Source organism: Anaeromyxobacter terrae (assembly GCF_022690685.1).
Classification (GTDB): domain Bacteria; phylum Myxococcota; class Myxococcia; order Myxococcales; family Anaeromyxobacteraceae; genus Anaeromyxobacter; species Anaeromyxobacter terrae.
The window spans coordinates 1-16,143 of record NZ_JALCYY010000086.1 but is presented as its reverse complement, the minus strand read 5'-3'; the positions used below and the strand labels follow the sequence as shown (position 1 = coordinate 16,143).

The 16,143-nt window shown below is 75.8% G+C and carries 14 protein-coding genes and 1 pseudogene; 8 read left to right on the top strand and 7 right to left on the bottom strand.

Going from position 1 to position 16,143, the window contains the following annotated elements; translation table 11 throughout:
* On the top strand, nt 1–1,585 hold a 1,585-nt coding region (locus MNY62_RS23495; protein WP_242346765.1), incomplete at its 5' end, for a type VI secretion system protein.
* Between the two features lie 15 nt (nt 1,586–1,600).
* On the opposite strand, the gene MNY62_RS23490 is transcribed toward MNY62_RS23495, so the two are convergent.
* Nucleotides 1,601–2,056: an SCP2 sterol-binding domain-containing protein gene (locus MNY62_RS23490; RefSeq protein WP_242346764.1), complete on the bottom strand. Its 456-nt coding sequence runs from the start codon at nt 2,054–2,056 to the stop codon at nt 1,601–1,603.
* Between the two features lie 112 nt (nt 2,057–2,168).
* Here MNY62_RS23490 and MNY62_RS23485 point away from each other — a divergent pair, with 112 nt between their 5' ends.
* Complete coding sequence (locus tag MNY62_RS23485) at nt 2,169–2,645, top strand: YybH family protein (RefSeq protein ID WP_242346763.1); 477 nt, start codon at nt 2,169–2,171, stop codon at nt 2,643–2,645.
* Between the two features lie 13 nt (nt 2,646–2,658).
* Here MNY62_RS23485 and MNY62_RS23480 read toward each other — a convergent pair whose 3' ends face one another.
* Nucleotides 2,659–3,627, bottom strand: a complete 969-nt coding sequence (locus MNY62_RS23480) for a homoserine kinase (protein ID WP_242346762.1) — start codon at nt 3,625–3,627, stop codon at nt 2,659–2,661.
* 38 nt (nt 3,628–3,665) lie between these two features.
* On the bottom strand, nt 3,666–4,181 hold the full coding sequence (locus MNY62_RS23475) for a nuclear transport factor 2 family protein (protein WP_242346761.1): 516 nt from the start codon (nt 4,179–4,181) through the stop codon (nt 3,666–3,668).
* 141 nt (nt 4,182–4,322) lie between these two features.
* On the opposite strand from MNY62_RS23475, the gene MNY62_RS23470 reads away from it, so the two are divergent.
* Both MNY62_RS23470 and MNY62_RS23465 read left to right on the top strand, forming a co-directional pair.
* Nucleotides 4,323–5,147 carry a tetratricopeptide repeat protein gene (locus tag MNY62_RS23470; protein WP_242346760.1) on the top strand — a complete coding sequence of 275 codons (825 nt, stop codon included), beginning with the start codon at nt 4,323–4,325 and terminating at the stop codon, nt 5,145–5,147.
* A 123-nt stretch (nt 5,148–5,270) separates the two neighbouring features.
* Nucleotides 5,271–6,926 carry a sigma 54-interacting transcriptional regulator gene (locus tag MNY62_RS23465; RefSeq protein WP_242346759.1) on the top strand — a complete coding sequence of 552 codons (1,656 nt, stop codon included), beginning with the start codon at nt 5,271–5,273 and terminating at the stop codon, nt 6,924–6,926.
* A 128-nt stretch (nt 6,927–7,054) separates the two neighbouring features.
* Here MNY62_RS23465 and MNY62_RS23460 read toward each other — a convergent pair whose 3' ends face one another.
* From MNY62_RS23460 to MNY62_RS23450, 4 genes are all read right to left on the bottom strand, one after another.
* On the bottom strand, nt 7,055–8,008 hold the full coding sequence (locus MNY62_RS23460) for a bifunctional UDP-sugar hydrolase/5'-nucleotidase (protein ID WP_242346758.1): 954 nt from the start codon (nt 8,006–8,008) through the stop codon (nt 7,055–7,057).
* A 42-nt stretch (nt 8,009–8,050) separates the two neighbouring features.
* The gene (locus MNY62_RS25605) at nt 8,051–8,185 is read right to left on the bottom strand and encodes a hypothetical protein (RefSeq protein ID WP_279426861.1); all 135 of its coding nucleotides are present in this window, start codon (nt 8,183–8,185) and stop codon (nt 8,051–8,053) included.
* A gap of 129 nt (nt 8,186–8,314) precedes the next feature.
* On the bottom strand, nt 8,315–9,190 hold the full coding sequence (locus MNY62_RS23455; protein ID WP_242346757.1) for a tetratricopeptide repeat protein: 876 nt from the start codon (nt 9,188–9,190) through the stop codon (nt 8,315–8,317).
* Nucleotides 9,187–9,909: an OmpA family protein gene (locus tag MNY62_RS23450; RefSeq protein ID WP_242346756.1), complete on the bottom strand. Its 723-nt coding sequence runs from the start codon at nt 9,907–9,909 to the stop codon at nt 9,187–9,189. The genes MNY62_RS23455 and MNY62_RS23450 overlap by 4 nt, the downstream gene beginning before the upstream one ends.
* Before the next feature lie 115 nt (nt 9,910–10,024).
* On the opposite strand from MNY62_RS23450, the gene MNY62_RS23445 reads away from it, so the two are divergent.
* The 4 genes and pseudogenes from MNY62_RS23445 to MNY62_RS23430 form a co-directional block, all read left to right on the top strand.
* On the top strand, nt 10,025–11,392 hold the full coding sequence (locus MNY62_RS23445) for a sigma-54-dependent transcriptional regulator (RefSeq protein WP_242346755.1): 1,368 nt from the start codon (nt 10,025–10,027) through the stop codon (nt 11,390–11,392).
* Between the two features lie 392 nt (nt 11,393–11,784).
* A complete protein-coding gene (locus MNY62_RS23440) occupies nt 11,785–14,370 on the top strand; it encodes a penicillin-binding protein 1A (RefSeq protein WP_242346754.1) in 2,586 nt (861 codons plus the stop codon).
* Between the two features lie 22 nt (nt 14,371–14,392).
* The gene (locus MNY62_RS23435; protein ID WP_242346753.1) at nt 14,393–15,766 is read left to right on the top strand and encodes a VCBS repeat-containing protein; all 1,374 of its coding nucleotides are present in this window, start codon (nt 14,393–14,395) and stop codon (nt 15,764–15,766) included.
* Nucleotides 15,763–16,143: pseudogene (locus tag MNY62_RS23430) on the top strand (ABC transporter substrate-binding protein); the annotation flags it as partial. The gene MNY62_RS23435 and the pseudogene MNY62_RS23430, both read left to right, overlap by 4 nt.

Below are 16,143 nucleotides of genomic sequence, written 5' to 3'. Positions count from 1 at the left end.
GGCGGGCGCGCGCGCCACCCGGGACGCGCTCGCGCTCTCCGGCGATCGGGCCGCGATCGCCCGCGCGCTGGGCGGCCGGCGCGACGGGCCGCGCTGCACGCTCCACCTCCCGGCCGAGAAGCCCGCGGCGGCGGCGGACGGGCTCCTCGCCGAGTGCGAGTTCAACGCGGCGGACCTGGCGCGCGTGCTCGGGCTCGAGACCCCGCCGCACGTGACGGTGTTCGTGTACCGCAGCGCCGCGGAGAAGCGCCGCCTCGTCGGCGCGGCGGCGACGGAGTACGCGAAGCCCTGGCTCGCGGAGGCGCACGTCGTCGACGCGCCCTTGCCGCACCCCGTGCTGCGGCACGAGCTCGTCCACGCGCTGGCGGGGGCGATCGCGCGCGGGCCGCTCCGGGTCCCGGCGCGCGCCGGCCTCCTCCCGTCCGCCGGGCTCGTGGAGGGGCTCGCCGTCGCGCTCGAGATCCCGCGCGGCGACTGGACGATCCACGAGTGGTCGCGCGCGGCCCGCGACCTGCACCTCCTGCCCGACGTCGCGGCCATCGTCGGGCCGGCGGGGTTCTGGACGCAGGCGCCGGCCCGCGCCTACACGGCGTCGGGGAGCTTCCTCGCGTTCCTGCTCGAGCGGCACGGCGCGGCGAAGCTCGCCCGCGCGTACCGCGACGGCGACCTCGCCGCTGCGTTCGGCGCGCCCCTCGACGCGCTCGTCGCCGAGTGGCAGTCGTTCCTCGACGGGGTGACGGTGCCGCCGGGGCTCGAGGCCGCCGCGCGCGCACGGCTCGGGCGGACGAGCCTCTTCGCGCGGCGCTGCGCGCGCGAGGCGGCGGCGATCGCGCTCGACGCGGCGGGCGCAGCCGGGAGCGGGCGCACCGCGGAGGCGTGCCGGCTGTGGCGCCGCTTCGGCACGTTCGGCGAGGCCGCCGGCGCGGAGAAGGCGGCGGGGGACGCGCTCGCCCGCGGCGGGGATCTCGATGGGGCGGCGGCGGCGTTCGCCGCGGCGCGCGCCCGGGCCGCTCCGGAGGACGGCGCGCTCCGGGCCGCGATCGCCTCCGCAGAGGGCGATCTCGCCTGGCGACGCGGCGACCTCTCCGCCGCGGATCGCGCCTGGGCGAGCGCGCTCGCGGCGCACCCGGATCGCGCGGAGGCGCGACTCCTCGAGGCCAAGCGCGCGGCAGCGGCGGCCCCGGCGCTCGGCGCGGCGGCGCGCCCCTACCTCCTCGGCGACGGCGACCCCGCGCTCGCCCTCGCGCGGGTGGCGCGCGTCCCGGGGCCGCTCTCCGCCTACCTCCTCGGGCGCGCCCTCTACTCCCGCGGCGAGGCGGGCGCGGCGCTGCCCGAGCTCTCGCGCGCGGACGCGGGCCCGCTCCCCCCGGCGCTCGCCGCCGAGGCGCGCGCGCTTCACGCCGAGGCGTGCTGCCTGTCCGGGGACACGCGGGCGGGAGGGGCGGAGCTCGCCGCGATCGCCGCGAGCGCGGCCGGCGAGGCCGAGCGGGTGCGCGCCGAGGCGGGCGAGCGGCGCTGCCGGTTCGAGGAGGCGCGGCGCGCGGAGGCGGGCACGACGGCGCCGGGCGCCCGCCTCGCGCCGTGAGGCCCGGCGGCGTCGCTACAGCCCGTGGCGCAGCCGGTCGATGGCGGCCTTCGGGTTCTTCACCCCGTTCTTGAGCAGCCACCAGCTCACCTTCATTCCTCCCAAGGCCAGGACCCCGAGGTAGCCGTGGCCGAGGAGCTGCGAGGTCGAGGCGTCGATCCTGACCCGCACCTTCACGGCGGGATCGCGCTCGAGCACGAGCTTGAAGAACTCGATCCCGAACGCGCCCACGTCGTCGGTGTCGAGCGAGGTGATCCGCTGCACGGCGCCGGCGGGCATCGTGAGGGTGAAGTCCGGGTCTTGCGCCGCGGCGTCGCGGACCTCGGGCGCGCCGCCCTCCATCGTGAAGTGCGCCGCGCCGGACTCGAGGGCGAGGTTCACCCGTGCGCCGCGCGCGAGCGGCTTCGTCGCCTTGCGCGCGGCGGGGGAGGTCTCGAAGAAGCGCTTCAGCGCGTCGAGGCTCGGGCTCATCGTGCGGGCAATCTAAGCCGGACGCGCGCCGGCCGGGGGTACCGGCGCGGGGCCTCCCGCGCGGTCATCGCGGAGCTTGACCGTCCCGCCGTCGCGAGCCACAGTCCCGCGCATGACGCCCCGTCCCGTGCTCCCGCTCGTGCTCTGCGCCGCCGTCGCCCTCTCCGCCTGTGGCCCGAAGCGCATCCCCGGGACGGAGATCCCGGACAACCGGGACACCCGCGCCGTCTACGACGTGATCCACACCTACCAGCGCGCCCTCGAGGCCCGCGACGCCGCGGGCGTCCTCGCGCTCGTCGCGCCGGACTATTTCGACGCGGCCGGGACGCCGGATCCGTCCGACGACCTCGATCGGGCGAAGCTCGAGCAGACCCTCCCCGGCGACCTGGCGCGCCTCGAAGGGGTGCGCGTGGACGTCACGGTCCGTCGCATCGACGTGCAGGGAGACGCGGCTACCGCCGAGGTCTTCTACGAGGACTACTACCGGGTGCAGACGCCGGGCGGCGCCGTGCCGCGGCGGGACTCGGACGTCCACCGGCTCCTGCTGAAGAAGGTCGACGGGCAGTGGAAGATCTCGGCGGGGCTGTAGCTCCCCCCGGCCATCAGACCCCGAGCAGCGCCCGGTAGCCGCGCTCGCCCAGCTCGCGCAGCGCCACGAGCCGGTCGCGGTAGCGACGCCAGTCCTTCCACGCGAGCCGGTCCGCCCCGATCCCGGCGAGGTGGAAGGCGTGGATGCGCGAGGCGGTGAAGCGCAGCGCGGCGTAGCGCGCCCACGCGTGGAGCGCGTCCACCGTCTCGGGCTCGAGGCGACGCTTCGCCCGGTAGCCCTCCACGAGCGCCGCGGCGCGCGCGGGGTCGTAGCGGTCGGTGTAGCACCAGGCGTTCACCGCGACGCCGAGGTCGTAGGCGAACGGCGCGACGCAGCTCATCTCCCAGTCGAGGATCGAGCTCACCCGATCGCCGATCCAGAGCACGTTGTCGATGAACAGGTCGCCGTGGACGAGCCCCTGCGGCGCGCCGGGCAGGGACGCGGCGCGGGCGAGCTCGTCCTCGAGCAGGGGCAGCGCCGCCGCGACGGCCGGATCCCCCTCGCCGTCGGGCCGGAGCCCCGCGATCCACCCCTGCACGCGCGGCAGGCCGTACGGGTTCGCGCGCGTGGCCGTGAAGCCCGCCGCGAGATCGTGCAGGCGCCCGAGCTGCTCGCCCAGCCGCCGGCAGCGCTCCGGGCCGGCGTCCTCGCGCGCGATCTCCTCGCCGGGCGAGTAGGCGAACAGCATCGCCAGCTTGCCGGCGACCGGCACGAACGAGCGCCCATCGTCCGCGAGGTGGAGGTGCGGCACGGGGAAGCGCGCCTCGTGGAGGTAACGCTGCACCTCCGCCTCGAAGGCGACGTCCTGCTCGGTCTTCCCCTCGTTGATGCGCAGGAAGAAGCGCTGGCCGCCTGCCCAGACGTGGAAGTTCGTGTTGACGCTCCCCTTCGGCTCGGGCCGGACGCGATCGGGCGCGGGGAGGCCGAACGGCCGGATCGCGGCGGCGATCTCGTCGGGCGTGAGGTCGGTGTAGAGGGCCATGAGGGGTGGGCGAGCATGCCCGCTGGGCGGCGCACCCGTCAACGCCCGGGCGCCGGCGGCGCCGGCGGACCCTCGATCGCGTCGGCGAGCGGGATCGCGCGCCAGCGAGCCCCGACGACGCGCCAGCCCCCGGCCTCGCGCTCGAGGACGAGATCGAACCGGTGCGCGCTCGCCTCGCCCGGGAGCAGGTCCACGAGGGCCTTCCCCGCGCCGAGCGAGCGCGACAGCACGGCGTCCGCGACCGCCGTCGCGCGGTCGCCGTCCACCGCCACCCGCACGCCCGAGATCGACACGCCCACCCACTCCCCGCGCAGCACCTGGGCGGCGACGAGCTGCTTCAAGCCGCGCCGGTCGAGCCCCTCGCCGCGGAACCGCTCGGAGACGCCCGCGACCACGTCCCCGATCCGGCGCTCCACCGCCGCGCGCGCGGCGCCGTCGAGGAGCGCGCGGATCCGCTCCTCGTCGCTCGGCGGCGGCCGGGCGAGGCGGGCGACGATCACCGCGCCGAGCGCGGCGGCGAGCGCGAGGACGACCACGAGCGTCCGACGGTTCATCCCTCGTTCCTCCACTCGCCCTGCGGCCGGCCGGGCGGGCGCCTGTCACGCCCGGCGCGGGCGGGCGCGGACGAGCGAGTTAGATTCGATGGTGCCAACCACCGCCCCCGCCGGGGCGAAACGCAAGTACACTCCACCGCCGTGAGCCGGGACAAGAAGGACCACATCGCGCTGTCCGACGCGCACAACTCGCGCGGCATCGAGCTCGCCGACCGCGGGTGGCTGGACGAGGCGATCAAGGAGTTCAAGAAGGCGATCGAGCTCGACCCGAGCTCCGCGCACGCGCACGACAACCTCGCGACCGTCTACTCGGAGAAGAAGCTCTACCGCGAGGCGCTCTCCGAGTACCTGACCGCCCTCCAGCTCGAGCCCGACAGCGCGACGGCCCACTACAACCTCGCCTGCTTCCTCGCCACCCACGGGCACGACATGGCGGTCGCCGAGTACCGCGACGCGATCGACCTCGATCCCGAGTACCCGGACGCCCACCTCAACCTGGGCCTCACCCTCGCCGACCAGGGGAAGCCCGAGGACGCGGTGAAGGAGCTCGAGGTCGCGATCCGGCTCGACCCGAAGGATCCGTTCCCGCGCCACGAGCTCGCCGCCCTGCTCATGGACGAGGGCGACTACCGCACCGCGATCACCCAGCTCAAGGAGGTCGTGCGGCTCGAGGCGGACAACTTCGAGGCGCACCTCGACCTCGGCATCTCGTACGCGCAGAAGGGCTTCTACGCCGAGGCGGAGCGCGCCTACGCCCGCGCGCGGGAGCTCCAGCCCGAGGACCTCCTCCTCAACTACAACGCCTCGGCCCTCTACGCGCTGTGGGGCAAGCCGCGCGAGGCGCTCGACGCGCTCCGCAAGGCCGTCTCGGCGGACGCGCCGAAGGTCCGCGGCTGGCTGCAATCGGACCCGATGTTCGAGGCGCTGAAGGGCTCCGCCGAGTTCGACGAGCTCGCGCACGGCTGACGGCTCGGGCCCCGTCGCCGCGGGTGCGCACGGGTGGGCGCCCGACGCACGGCGTCGCCTTCTTGACCGCGGGTGACGAGATCCGCCTTCACGGAGCGTTCTCGTTTCGCTACGCTCCGTCGCATGCCCGAGCTCGCCTTCTTCCGCCACGGAGAGGAGCTCCTCCGCGTGGCGCTCACCGGCCGCACCGAGATCGGCCGCGCCGCCGAGTGCGACGTCTCGCTCCCCGATCCCGCGCTCTCGCGCCTGCACGCCGTCGTGGAGCCGCGCGGCGGGGCGTGGCACCTCGTGGACCGATCCGGCCGCGGCACGCGCGTCGGCGGCGCGGAGGTCACCGAGGCCCCGCTCGCGGACGGCGACGAGATCGCGCTCGGCGCGTGGCGCGCGCTCTTCCGCGCCGCCTCGGCCGGGACGGCGGAGGAGACCCGGGCCTCGGGAGGCACCCAGCTGCGCGCCGGCGAGGCGGCGGCCGGGCCCGCCTCGGCCCGGCTGCGCGTGCGCGCGAGCGGCCGCGAGCGAACGCTCCCCGTGACCGCCGCCGGCGTGGTCGTCGGCAAGGACCCGACCTGCGACGCGCCCCTCGACGATCCGTACGTCTCCGCACGCCACCTGCGGATCGAGCCGCGCGGCGGCGCGTGGCACGTGGTGGATCTCGGCTCGACGAACGGCACCTTCATCTCGGGCGCGCGGATCTCCCAGGCGCAGCTCCCGCTCGGCGTCCCGGTCTCGCTCGGCGACGCGGAGCTCGTGCTCGAGCGGCGCGACGCGCCGGAGCCGGCGCGCGCCGAGGCGTTCGAGGGGATGACCACGCGTGACGCGGCGATGCGGCAGGTGTTCGAGCTCGTGGAGCGCGTCGGCTCGTCCGACGCGGCGACCACGATCCTCGGCGAGACCGGCACGGGCAAGGAGCTCGTCGCGCGCGCCCTGCACGCCCGCTCGGCGCGCCGCGACGGACCGTTCATCCCGGTGAACTGCTCGGCCATCGCCGAGACGCTCATCGAGTCGGAGCTCTTCGGCCACGAGAAGGGCGCCTTCTCCGGGGCGGAGCGGATGCGCAAGGGGGCCTTCGAGGAGGCGGATCGCGGCACGATCTTCCTGGACGAGATCGGGGAGCTCCCGCTCGACCTGCAGCCGAAGCTCCTGCGCGTGCTCGAGCTCGGCGAGGTGAAGCGGGTCGGCGCCTCCCGCCCGATCCAGGTGAACGTCCGGATCGTCGCCGCCACCCACCGCGACCTGCGGGCCCAGGTGCGGGCGGGGCGCTTCCGCGAGGACCTCTTCTATCGGCTCTGCGTCGTCCCCCTCACGGTCCCTCCCCTCCGCCAGCGCAAGGGCGACGTCCGCGCGCTCGCGGAGACGTTCCTCTCCCGGGCCGCGCCGCGCGGGCTCCCCGTCCGCTGGAGCCCCGAGGCGCTCGCCAAGCTCGAGGGGTACGACTGGCCGGGCAACGTCCGCCAGCTGAAGAACGTCGTCCAGCGCGCGCTCCTGTTCCGCGGCGAGGGCCAGAGCATCCCCGCGAGCGCCGTGACGTTCGAGGACACGCGCGCCGCGCCCGGCCTCACCGGGGACGACGACACGCTCTACTTGCGAGGGCTCACGCTCGAGGACATCGAGCGGGAGGCGATCCGGCTCTCGCTGCGGCGCAACAAGGGCAAGCGCGCGGCCGTCGTGAAGGAGCTCCGGATCGCGAAGAGCACGGTGATGAAGCGGATCGGGCAGTGGGGGCTCCACGACGAGGGGCGCGTCGCGGGGGAGCCCGTGGAGCCGGAGGAGGACGCCTAGGCGGCCGCGACGGGGGGTCGAGGTCGTCGCTCGACTCCGCGTCTCCGCTGTCGCGGGGACGCCACGCTCGGGATGCGCCGCCTCTCGACTCCTGACGGCCGGCGTCGGGGTGGGAGATCCCTCGCCGACTACTCCACGCCCGTCAGATCCGGATCGGGCGGCCCCGGCGGCGGGCCGTATCGCTGGAGCACCGCCTGCTGCTCCGCGAGGAGCGCGGGATCGTCGCCGACCGCCGGCGTGAGCGGCAGGAGCCGGCCGTCGTAAAGGCGGCCCGTGGGCTTCACCTTCGTGCGCGCCTCCGCCTCCCTCGCGCGCCGCTCCTGCGTCGCGGCGAGCTCGCGCAGCACGCGCCGGTCCTCCTCGCGGGTCGCGCGCTCCGCGCGGCGGCGCGCGATGTCGATCGAGCGGCGGATCGAGGCGAGCTCCGCCTCGGCCTTTCGCGGCGCGCCCGCGTCGCCCCAGGCGCCCTTCGTGTCGGGCCAGAGGGTGAGGATCCCGAGCCCTCGGCCGCGCTCCCCCGCGGCGGTCACGAGCGTCGCGCCCGCGGGCACCGCCTCGATGCGCCGGGCGTCGTGGGCGAGCACCGCCGCGTCCACCTCGGGCACCTCGCGGACGAGGGCGCGCGCCTCGCCGTCGGGCATGTGCAGGAGCGCGACGACGAGCGTCGCGCCGCTCTCGCGGAGCGCCGCGGCGGCGCCCCGGACCGCCGCGACCGGGTCCGAGGCGACGAGGCCGCCCGGGTACTCGCCCGCGGCCGCGGCCGCGAGCAGCCCCACCCGCTCGCCGCCCACCTCGACGACGCGCGTGCCGGGGAACGGGTGGACCCCGTCGCGCCCGGCGAGGTTCAGGGAGAGGAGCGGAACTCCCGCGCTGGCGGCCTCCCGCGCGAGCCAGCCGGGGCCGAGGGCGAGCTCGCGCTCGCCCACCGCGAGCGCGGCGTAGCCCATGCGTCCCATCGCGGAGAGCAGGAGCCGGGCGCGCGCGGCCGCGGGCTCGTCCGCCGCCCCCAGCACGGGCGCGTGGAACAGGGCGTCGCCGGCGTCCACGAGCAGCGCCGGCGCCTCGCGCCGGGCCGCTTCCACCGCGCTCGCTCGACGGGCAAGACCGCCCGTCGGCTTCACGCGTCAGCCACAGGGGCCGATCTCGCCGTGCCCGTCGCCGGTGAAGAGCACCTGGACCCTCCGCCCCTCGGGCGAGGCGGGGGGACCGGAGTGCACGCACGCGGCGAGCGCGAGGAGCGCGGCGGTGAGGGTTCGCACGGTAGCCGGGAGCTTAGCACCGCTGCGGCTCGCGCCGCCGCGCCGGCCTGGGGCGGCCGCTCGGCGGGAAGAGCGACACGGGAAGCGGCGGCGCGGGGACACCCGCGCGCGCCGCCCCGTGGAGACGACTCACGTCTTCTTGCGCGACGGCGCAGGCTTCCGCTTCGGCGGGGGCGGCGCGAGCGCCTTGAGCCGCTCCTTCGCGCCCTCCGCCGCGTCGGCGCGCGGATAGCGCTCGAGGAGCTGCTCGAGGACGGCCTTCGCCTCGGCCTTCATCTCGAGCTTCAGCATGGCGTCCGCGGCGCCCAGCATCGCGTCGGGCGCCCGGACGGACTTCGGGAAGTCCTCGGCGACCTTGCCGTAGGCGAGGAGCGCCTCGCGGAAGCGCTTCTGCTCGAAGAGCAGCTGCCCGGCGCGGTAGCCGGCGTCGGCCGCGCGCGCGTCCGAGGGCCACTTGCGCACGTACTCGTCGTAGAGCTCGCGCGCCACGCCCTTGTTCCCGGCCTCGTCCTCCTTCGCGGCGAGCGCGAAGAACGCGGCCTTGTCCTCGGGGCGCTGCAGCGTCGCGAGGCGCTGCTTCGCCTCGAAGGCGTCGAGCGCGCCCGCGCCGCGCAGCGCGGCGAAGCGGCCCTCGGTCTCGGTCCGCAGGGCGTCGAGGTTCCGCTCGATCTCTCCGAGCCGGTGCTGCTCGACCTCGAGATCGCCCTTGTACTTCGCGAAGTCGTCCTGCAGGTGCTGGAGCGAGACGCCGAGGTCCGCGCCGCTGCGGCGAGCGGCGCGGTTCAGCTCGTCGATCTTGGTCTGCACCTCGGCGACCTTCTGGTCGACCTTCGCCACCCGCTCGCGGACGAGCTCACGCTGCTCGTCGAGGCGCCGCTGGTGCTCGGTGTTCTGCACCTCGAGCTGCTGGAGGCGAACCTCCATCTGGCGCCCTCTCTCGATGGGCACCCAGCAGCCGGCGAGGAGCGCGAGCCCGAGCGGCGCCGCGCGGCGGAGCAATGTCACCGATCCACCTCGAACTCGACCCGGCGGTTCTGCGCCCAGCACGCCTCGGTCGACTCGGAGCAGAGCGCCTTCTCCTCACCGAAGCTCACGGTGTCCATCTTGCCCTGGACGCCGAGGTCCTCGAGGTACTTGCGGGCGGCCTCGGCGCGGCGGTTGCCGAGCGCGATGTTGTACTGGGTGGTGCCGCGCTCGTCGGCGTAGCCCTGCGCGACGACCCGCTTCGCCGGGGCGCCCTTCAGGCAGTCGGCCAGCTTCTGGAGCGTGCCCTGCGAGTCGGGCGTGAGGTTCGACTGATCGAAGCCGAAGCGGACCGTGAACGCGCCGGCGTCGGCGCACGCGGCCGAGGCCTGCGGGGCGCGCGCCGCGCACTTGCCGTCCTGGCACTGCTGATCCGGGCCGCAGTCGCGATCGGAGCCGCAGGTGCCGGCCTGGCGCGCGACGCACTGCTCGTTCACGCAGGACTGACCGGGGCCGCACTGGTCGTCGGTCGTGCACTGGGGCTTCGGCACGCAGCGGGCGTCACGGCAGGCGAACCCGTCCTTGCAGTCGGTGTCCGCGGCGCACTCCTGGCAGCGGCCCTCGACGCAGACCTTCCCGTAGCCTTCCTGCTTGGCGCAGTCCGCGCTGGACTTGCACTCGCCCGGCTTCACCTTCGGCTTGCATGCGCCAAACGTGAGAGCGCCAGTGACGAAGAGTGCGAGAAGGAGAACGCGACGCATGTGACCTCCGAGAGCTTCGGTTTCGATATCGATGAGGTTGGGGGGACCCGGGCCATACAACTCGATCCGGGACCGATGTCAAAGCTTTTCCTCCCAGCCGCATTAACATCGCCGAATGCCTGCCACGATCCTCGTCGTGGATGACGAGAAGAACATCCAGCTCACGCTCTCGCGCGCCCTCTCGATGGAGGGATATGTGGTCGAAGCTGCGAGCGGCGGGCGCGAGGCGCTCGAGAAGATCGCCGCGCTCCCGGTGGACGCCGTGGTGATGGACGTACGCATGCCGGATCTCGACGGGCTCGCCGTGCTGCAGCGGGCCCGAGAGACCCGGCCCGACCTGCCGGTCGTGATCATGTCCGGGCACGGCTCCATCGACACGGTCCGCAGCGCCTTCAAGCTCGGCGCGTTCGACTACCTCGAGAAGCCCATCACCGAGCGGGACAAGCTCCTCGTGGCCGTGAAGAACGCGCTCGCGCTGCGCAGCCTGCGCGAGGAGAACGCCGAGCTCCGCCGCGAGGCCGGCCGGCTCGACATGATCGGCGGCGGGCCCGCGATGCAGCGGCTCTTCGAGCTCGTGCGCCGCGCCGCCCCGTCGGAGGGGCGCGTCCTCGTCACCGGGGAGAACGGCACGGGCAAGGAGCTCGTCGCCCGCGCCCTGCACGAGAGCTCGCGGCGGAAGTCGGGGCCGTTCGTGAAGCTCAACTGCGCCGCCGTCCCGGCGGACCTCATCGAGAGCGAGCTCTTCGGCCACGAGCGCGGCGCGTTCACCGGCGCGGTCGCCGCGCGCCGCGGGAAGTTCGAGCTCGCCGACGGCGGGACGCTCTTCCTCGACGAGGTCGGCGACATGCCCGCCGCGATGCAGGCGAAGGTGCTGCGGGTCCTGCAGGAGGGCGAGTTCGAGCGGGTGGGAGGCGCGCACACGTTGAAGGTCGACGTGCGCGTCGTTGCGGCGACGAACAAGGACCTCCCCGCTGAGGTCCAGGCCGGCCGCTTCCGGGAGGACCTGTACTACCGGCTCAACGTCGTCCCCGTCCACGCGCCGCCGCTGCGCGAGCGGAAGGAGGACATCCCCGCGCTCGCCACCCACTTCCTCGCGGAGGCGTGCGAGCGGAACGGCCGCCGGCCCATGCGGCTCGAGCGCGACGCGCTCGCCGCGCTGCAGGCGCACGAGTGGCCCGGGAACGTCCGCGAGCTCCGGAACCTCCTCGAGCGGCTCGCGATCCTGTGCGACGGCCCCGCGATCGGCGCCGACGACGTCGCGGCGATGCTCCCCGGCGTCCGCCGCCCCCGCACCGAGCGGTTCCGCGCGGGGGCCTCGTTCCACGACCTCGTCGAGGAGGCCGAGCGGGAGATCATCCTCGGCGCGCTCGACGCGCACGCGGACAACGTCTCGGAGACCGCGCGCGATCTCGGGCTCGAGCGGAGCCACCTGTACAAGAAGATGCGCGCGCTCGGCGTGAAGCGCGGCGGCGACGCACCCTAGGACGAGGACCGGGTCCGCGCCCTCGAGCCGACGCCGTCCTCGCCGAGCGTCCCCGCCGCCGTGCGTCGTCGGAGCCCGCGCCGGAGCTCCGGGATCGAGCCCTTCGTGGCGGGGTCCGTGTCCCCTCCCCCACACCTCCCCGTGTCCGCCCGCCCACGCGGGGCGGAATGGCAGGCCTGCCCCGCTGTTCCTCGCGGACGGGCGCCGAGTGGGCGCGTGGCACGGCGACTGCTCTGGCGGGGCAGGACATGCGAGACCGCGCTCCCCCTGCTTTGCCCCGCCCTCCCCCCGGCGCTATCGTTCGACCCCTCGCCTTGGACACCCCCCCGCCCAGCGCCCGCCCGTCCGCCCGCTCGCCGGGCGACCCAGCCCTCCCCGAGGAGTCCCCCCGCTTGCGTCGTCTCTCGCCCCGCGCCCGCCGCCTGCTGCGCCACGGTGGCGTCGCCGCCCTCGTCCTCGCGCTCCTCGGCGGGGGCCTCCTCTTCGCCTGGACGCGCGAGCTGCCCGCGTTCGACACGCTCAAGGACTACGAGCCGCTCGTCTCCACGCGCGTGTTCGGCGCCGACGGCAAGGAGGTGTTCCAGTTCGCGCGCGAGCGGCGCACGGTGGTGCCGCTCGAGGAGATCCCGCCCATCGTGCGCAAGGCGGTCCTCGCCGCCGAGGACGCGGGCTTCTACGAGCACGAGGGCGTGAACTACCTCGCCATCGCGCGCTGCGCCGTGAAGGGCGTGCTGCGCGGCGGCGTCGCCTGCGGCGGCTCGACGATCACCCAGCAGGTGGTGAAGACGTTCCTGCTCTCCTCCGACTGGAAGGTGAAGCGGAAGGTGAAGGAGCTCATCCTCGCGCCGCGGCTCGAGGAGAACCTGTCGAAGGACGAGATCCTCTACCTCTACCTGAACCAGATCTACCTCGGTCACCTGCGCTACGGCGTCGAGGAGGCGAGCCGGTTCTACTTCGGCAAGAGCGTGCGCCAGCTCGCGCTGGGCGAGGCCGCGACGCTCGCCGGGATCGTCCAGTCGCCGATGCGGCTCTCGCCGGTGAACCACCCGGAGCGCGCCAAGGAGCGGCAGCGCTACGTCCTCCGCCGGATGGCGGAGGAGGGGTTCATCACCGAGCAGCAGGCGGCCGCGGAGGCCGCCCGGCCCATCGTGACGAGGCCGCCGGAGGCCGACGCGCCGGGGACTTGGTACGCGGACGCGGTCCGCCGGATCCTCGACGAGAAGTACGGGGCCGAGGTAGTCGAGACCGAGGGGCTGCAGGTCGACGTGGCGATGGACGCGGGCATGCAGCGCGCCGCCGAGAAGGCGCTCGAGGCCGCGCTCCGCGCGGTCGACAAGCGCCAGGGCTGGCGCGGCCCGGTCGTCCACCTCGAGCCGAAGCAGGTCGAGGCGGCGATGCCGCTGTGGCGCGAGCGGCTCGCGGGCACGCGCGCCCGGCCGGACCAGGTGTTCGTGTGGGACCTCGCCTCCGTGAACCCGGAGGACATCGAGCCCGCCGAGGAGCAGGAGAAGGACGTGGCGCGGATGGCGCGCGCGCGGGTCCTCGAGACGGGCGAGGTGTACGCCGGGCTCGTCACGGCCGCGGACGACCGGAGCGCCCGCGTCGACCTCGGCGGCGCGCAAGGCGAGATCGCGCTCCCCGACGCGCAGTGGGCGCGCAAGTGGAACCCGACCTCCGCCACCGCCGCGCCGCGCAAGATGTCGTCGGTGGTTCGCCCCGGCGACGTCGTCCCGGTGCGCGTGCTCCCGGCCAAGCTGCCGCCGCAGCGCGCGGCGCGCGAGGGCAAGCCGCTCACCCTGGCGCTCGAGCAGACGCCGAAGGTGCAGGGCGCGCTCGTCGCGATCGATCCCGTGACCCGCGGCGTCCGCGCGCTCGTGGGGGGCTACGACTTCCGCACCTCCCAGTTCAACCGCGCGACGCAGGCGCGGCGCCAGCCGGGCAGCGCGGTGAAGCCGTTCGTGTGGGGCGCGGCCATCGAGTCGCGCCGCTTCACCCCGGGCACGGTCGTCTACGACACCCCCGATCTCTACCGGGATCCTTGGACGGGGAAGGAGTGGAAGCCGCGCAACTTCGAGAAGGACGCGTTCGACGGCCCGATGCTCCTCACGACCGCGCTCGCGCAGTCGAAGAACACGGTCTCGGTGAAGCTCGTCGACGCGCTCGGCGTGGACGCCGTGATCGGGTTCGCCCACCGCATGGGCGTCTCCTCCGAGCTGCCCCGCAACCTCACCCTCGCGCTCGGGACGGGCGAGGTGTTCCCCATCGAGCTCGTGAACGCCTACGCGTCGATCGCGGCGCGCGGCTTCTACGCCGAGCCGGTGCTGCTCGTGCGCGTGCGCGATCGGCACGGCAACGTCCTGGAGGAGCACCCGGCGGCGCTCCCGCCCTGGAAGACGGAGCCCGCCCGCGCGGAGCCCGAGCCGGCCGCGTTCGCCGACGGCACCGAGGGTGCGGACAACGCGCACCCGGGCGCGGCGGCCCCCGCGCCGGAGTTCACCCTCCCGGAGCAGGGCACCCGCCCCGACGTCGCGTACGTGGTGCAGAGCATGATGCGGGCGGTGGTGGAGGGCGGGACGGGCGCCGCCGCGCGCGCGCTCGGGCGGCCCGTCGCGGCGAAGACCGGCACGGCGCAGGAGCACCGCGACGCCTGGTTCGTCGGCTTCACGCCGGAGCTCGTCGCGGGCGTCTGGATCGGCTTCGACGACCACACGCCGCTCGGGCCGCGCGAGACCGGCGCCGGCGCGGCGCTCCCCGCCTGGCTCGCCTTCATGCAGACGGCGGTCGGCGCGCAGCCCGCGGCGGACTTCGCTGCGGTCCCGGGCGTCGAGCTCGCGCGCGTCGATCCCGCGACGGGCAAGCTCGCGCCCGAGGGGGCCGAGGCGCCCTCGCTCGCGTTCCTCGCCGGCACCGCGCCAGCGGAGGCGGCGCGGAGCGACGCGGGCGCGGCGCCCGCCAACTTCTTCATGGACGATCCTTGAGTTTCGTGTCGTCCTGACGGCGATGCGCCTCGCCGCCGCCGCGCTCGCCCTCGCCACCGCCATCCGCGTCGCCGCCGCGCCCCCCGCGCTGGGCGCGGCGGCCGACGCGCTCGCGGCGGAGATCGGCCCGCCCGCCGAGGGGCGCCGCGCGCTCGCCCTCGCCGTCGAGACCCGCTCCTCCTCCCTCGCGCGCCCGCTCGAGGCCGCGCTCGAGCGCGCGCTCGCCGGCGCCGGCTACACGGTGACGCCGGTCCGCGGCGCGGCCGACGCCGAGGCGGCGGCGCGCGACTCCGGACAGGACTGGCTCGTGCGGGTCCAGGGCGGGCTCGTGCCGGGGCGGCGCGAGCTCGCGCTCGTCGGCGAGGTGATCCCCACCTGGCGCTCGTTCTTCCTGCAGCGGCGGCCGGACGCGCGCGCGATCCCGCCCCGGCTCGTGTCGGTCCGCGCGCCCGCGGACGCCGAGGCGCTGGTCCTCGCGCGTGAGGGGCGTCCCTCCGGCGCGCCGTTCGCCGCGGTGCGCCCGCTCGCGCGCGTCGACGGCCGCGTGCTGGCGCTCGCGATCGGGGATGCCGGCGGGGGCGGCGCGGCCATCGCGGCGGTGCTCACGGACGCGGTCGTGATCCTCTCCCCGGCCGGCGCGCCGCTCGCGCGGCTCGCGATCGACCCGTCCGCGCGGGGCCCGGTGCGGGATCCGGCGGCGACGATCGCCCTCGGCGACTTCGGCCCGGGGCGCGTCGCGGTCGCATGGGCGGGAGGCGCTCCCGAGGTGCTCGCGCTGCGAGGCGGCGCTCTCGAGCGCGCGGGGACGCTCGCGGCGGTGCCGCTCTGCGCGGGGGAGCCGGGCGCGGTGTTCGGCGCGTTCGCGCCGGGGACGGGGGTCCTCCTCGACGCGCTCTCGCGCGCGCCCGGCGGGCCCTCGGCCCAGCGCTCCGCGCGGCGCCTCTACGGCGTCGCCGCCGCGCCGCGCGGCGGCCCCGTCGCGTTCGCGGCGCTGGGGACGGACCTGCGCCTCGAGCTGCTCGGGCCGGAGCTCCAGCCGGCCGAGGTCGCGACGTCGACCCTCCCCTCCACGCGCCCAGCGAACTTCCCCGTCCTCCTCCCCTCCGTCGGGACCGGCTTCGCGCTCGCGGATCTCGACGGCGACGGCGTCGCCGAGATCGTCGCCTCGGCTCCCACCCCCTCGCCGCCGGATCGCGTGCGTGTGCTCGCCGCACGCCAGGGCGCGGCGCCGCTCCTCGAGTGGGGGCCGATCGACGGGCTGATCCTGGCCGGCGCGGGCGGTGACCTCACCGGGGACGGCGTCGACGACGCGCTGCTCGCCGACGTCGTACGGGTCCCCGGCGGCGTCGCGACCGAGCTCCTCCTCGTCACCTCGGATCCGCGGGAGGCCCGATGAACGGCCTCGGTCGGCTCCACGCTCTCGCCGCGGCGCTCGCGCTCGGACCCGGGGTCGCGCTCGCCGGCGTCCGCCCGGCGCCGGGCGGGAGCGTCACCGTCGCGCTTCCGTCCGAGGCGCGGACCGGCGATCCCGCGCTCGCCGAGGACGCGGCCGACCTCCTCCTCGCGCGCGCGACGAGCGCGCCGCTCCTCGAGCGCGACGCCGAGGGGCGGCTCTCACCGGGCGTGCTCGCCGAGGTGCCCACGTCCGAGGACGGCGGCCGGACCTGGCGGCTGCGCGTGCGCGACGGGCTCGCGACGGCGGCCGGCGCGCCCCTGGGCGCCGCCGAGGTGGCGGCGGCCATCGCGCGGCTCCTCGCGCGCGCGCCCGCGTCG

What these genes read in the sequence shown, in the direction of transcription:
- MNY62_RS23435 (WP_242346753.1), top strand. Translation starts at nt 14,393, where the DNA reads ATGCGCCTCGCCGCCGCCGCGCTCGCCCTCGCCACCGCCATCCGCGTC.
- MNY62_RS23490 (WP_242346764.1), bottom strand. Translation starts at nt 2,056, where the DNA reads ATGAGCCCGAGCCTCGACGCGCTGAAGCGCTTCTTCGAGACCTCCCCC.
- MNY62_RS23465 (WP_242346759.1), top strand. Translation starts at nt 5,271, where the DNA reads ATGCCCGAGCTCGCCTTCTTCCGCCACGGAGAGGAGCTCCTCCGCGTG.
- MNY62_RS23450 (WP_242346756.1), bottom strand. Translation starts at nt 9,909, where the DNA reads ATGCGTCGCGTTCTCCTTCTCGCACTCTTCGTCACTGGCGCTCTCACG.
- MNY62_RS23480 (WP_242346762.1), bottom strand. Translation starts at nt 3,627, where the DNA reads ATGGCCCTCTACACCGACCTCACGCCCGACGAGATCGCCGCCGCGATC.
- MNY62_RS23475 (WP_242346761.1), bottom strand. Translation starts at nt 4,181, where the DNA reads ATGAACCGTCGGACGCTCGTGGTCGTCCTCGCGCTCGCCGCCGCGCTC.
- MNY62_RS23445 (WP_242346755.1), top strand. Translation starts at nt 10,025, where the DNA reads ATGCCTGCCACGATCCTCGTCGTGGATGACGAGAAGAACATCCAGCTC.
- MNY62_RS23485 (WP_242346763.1), top strand. Translation starts at nt 2,169, where the DNA reads ATGACGCCCCGTCCCGTGCTCCCGCTCGTGCTCTGCGCCGCCGTCGCC.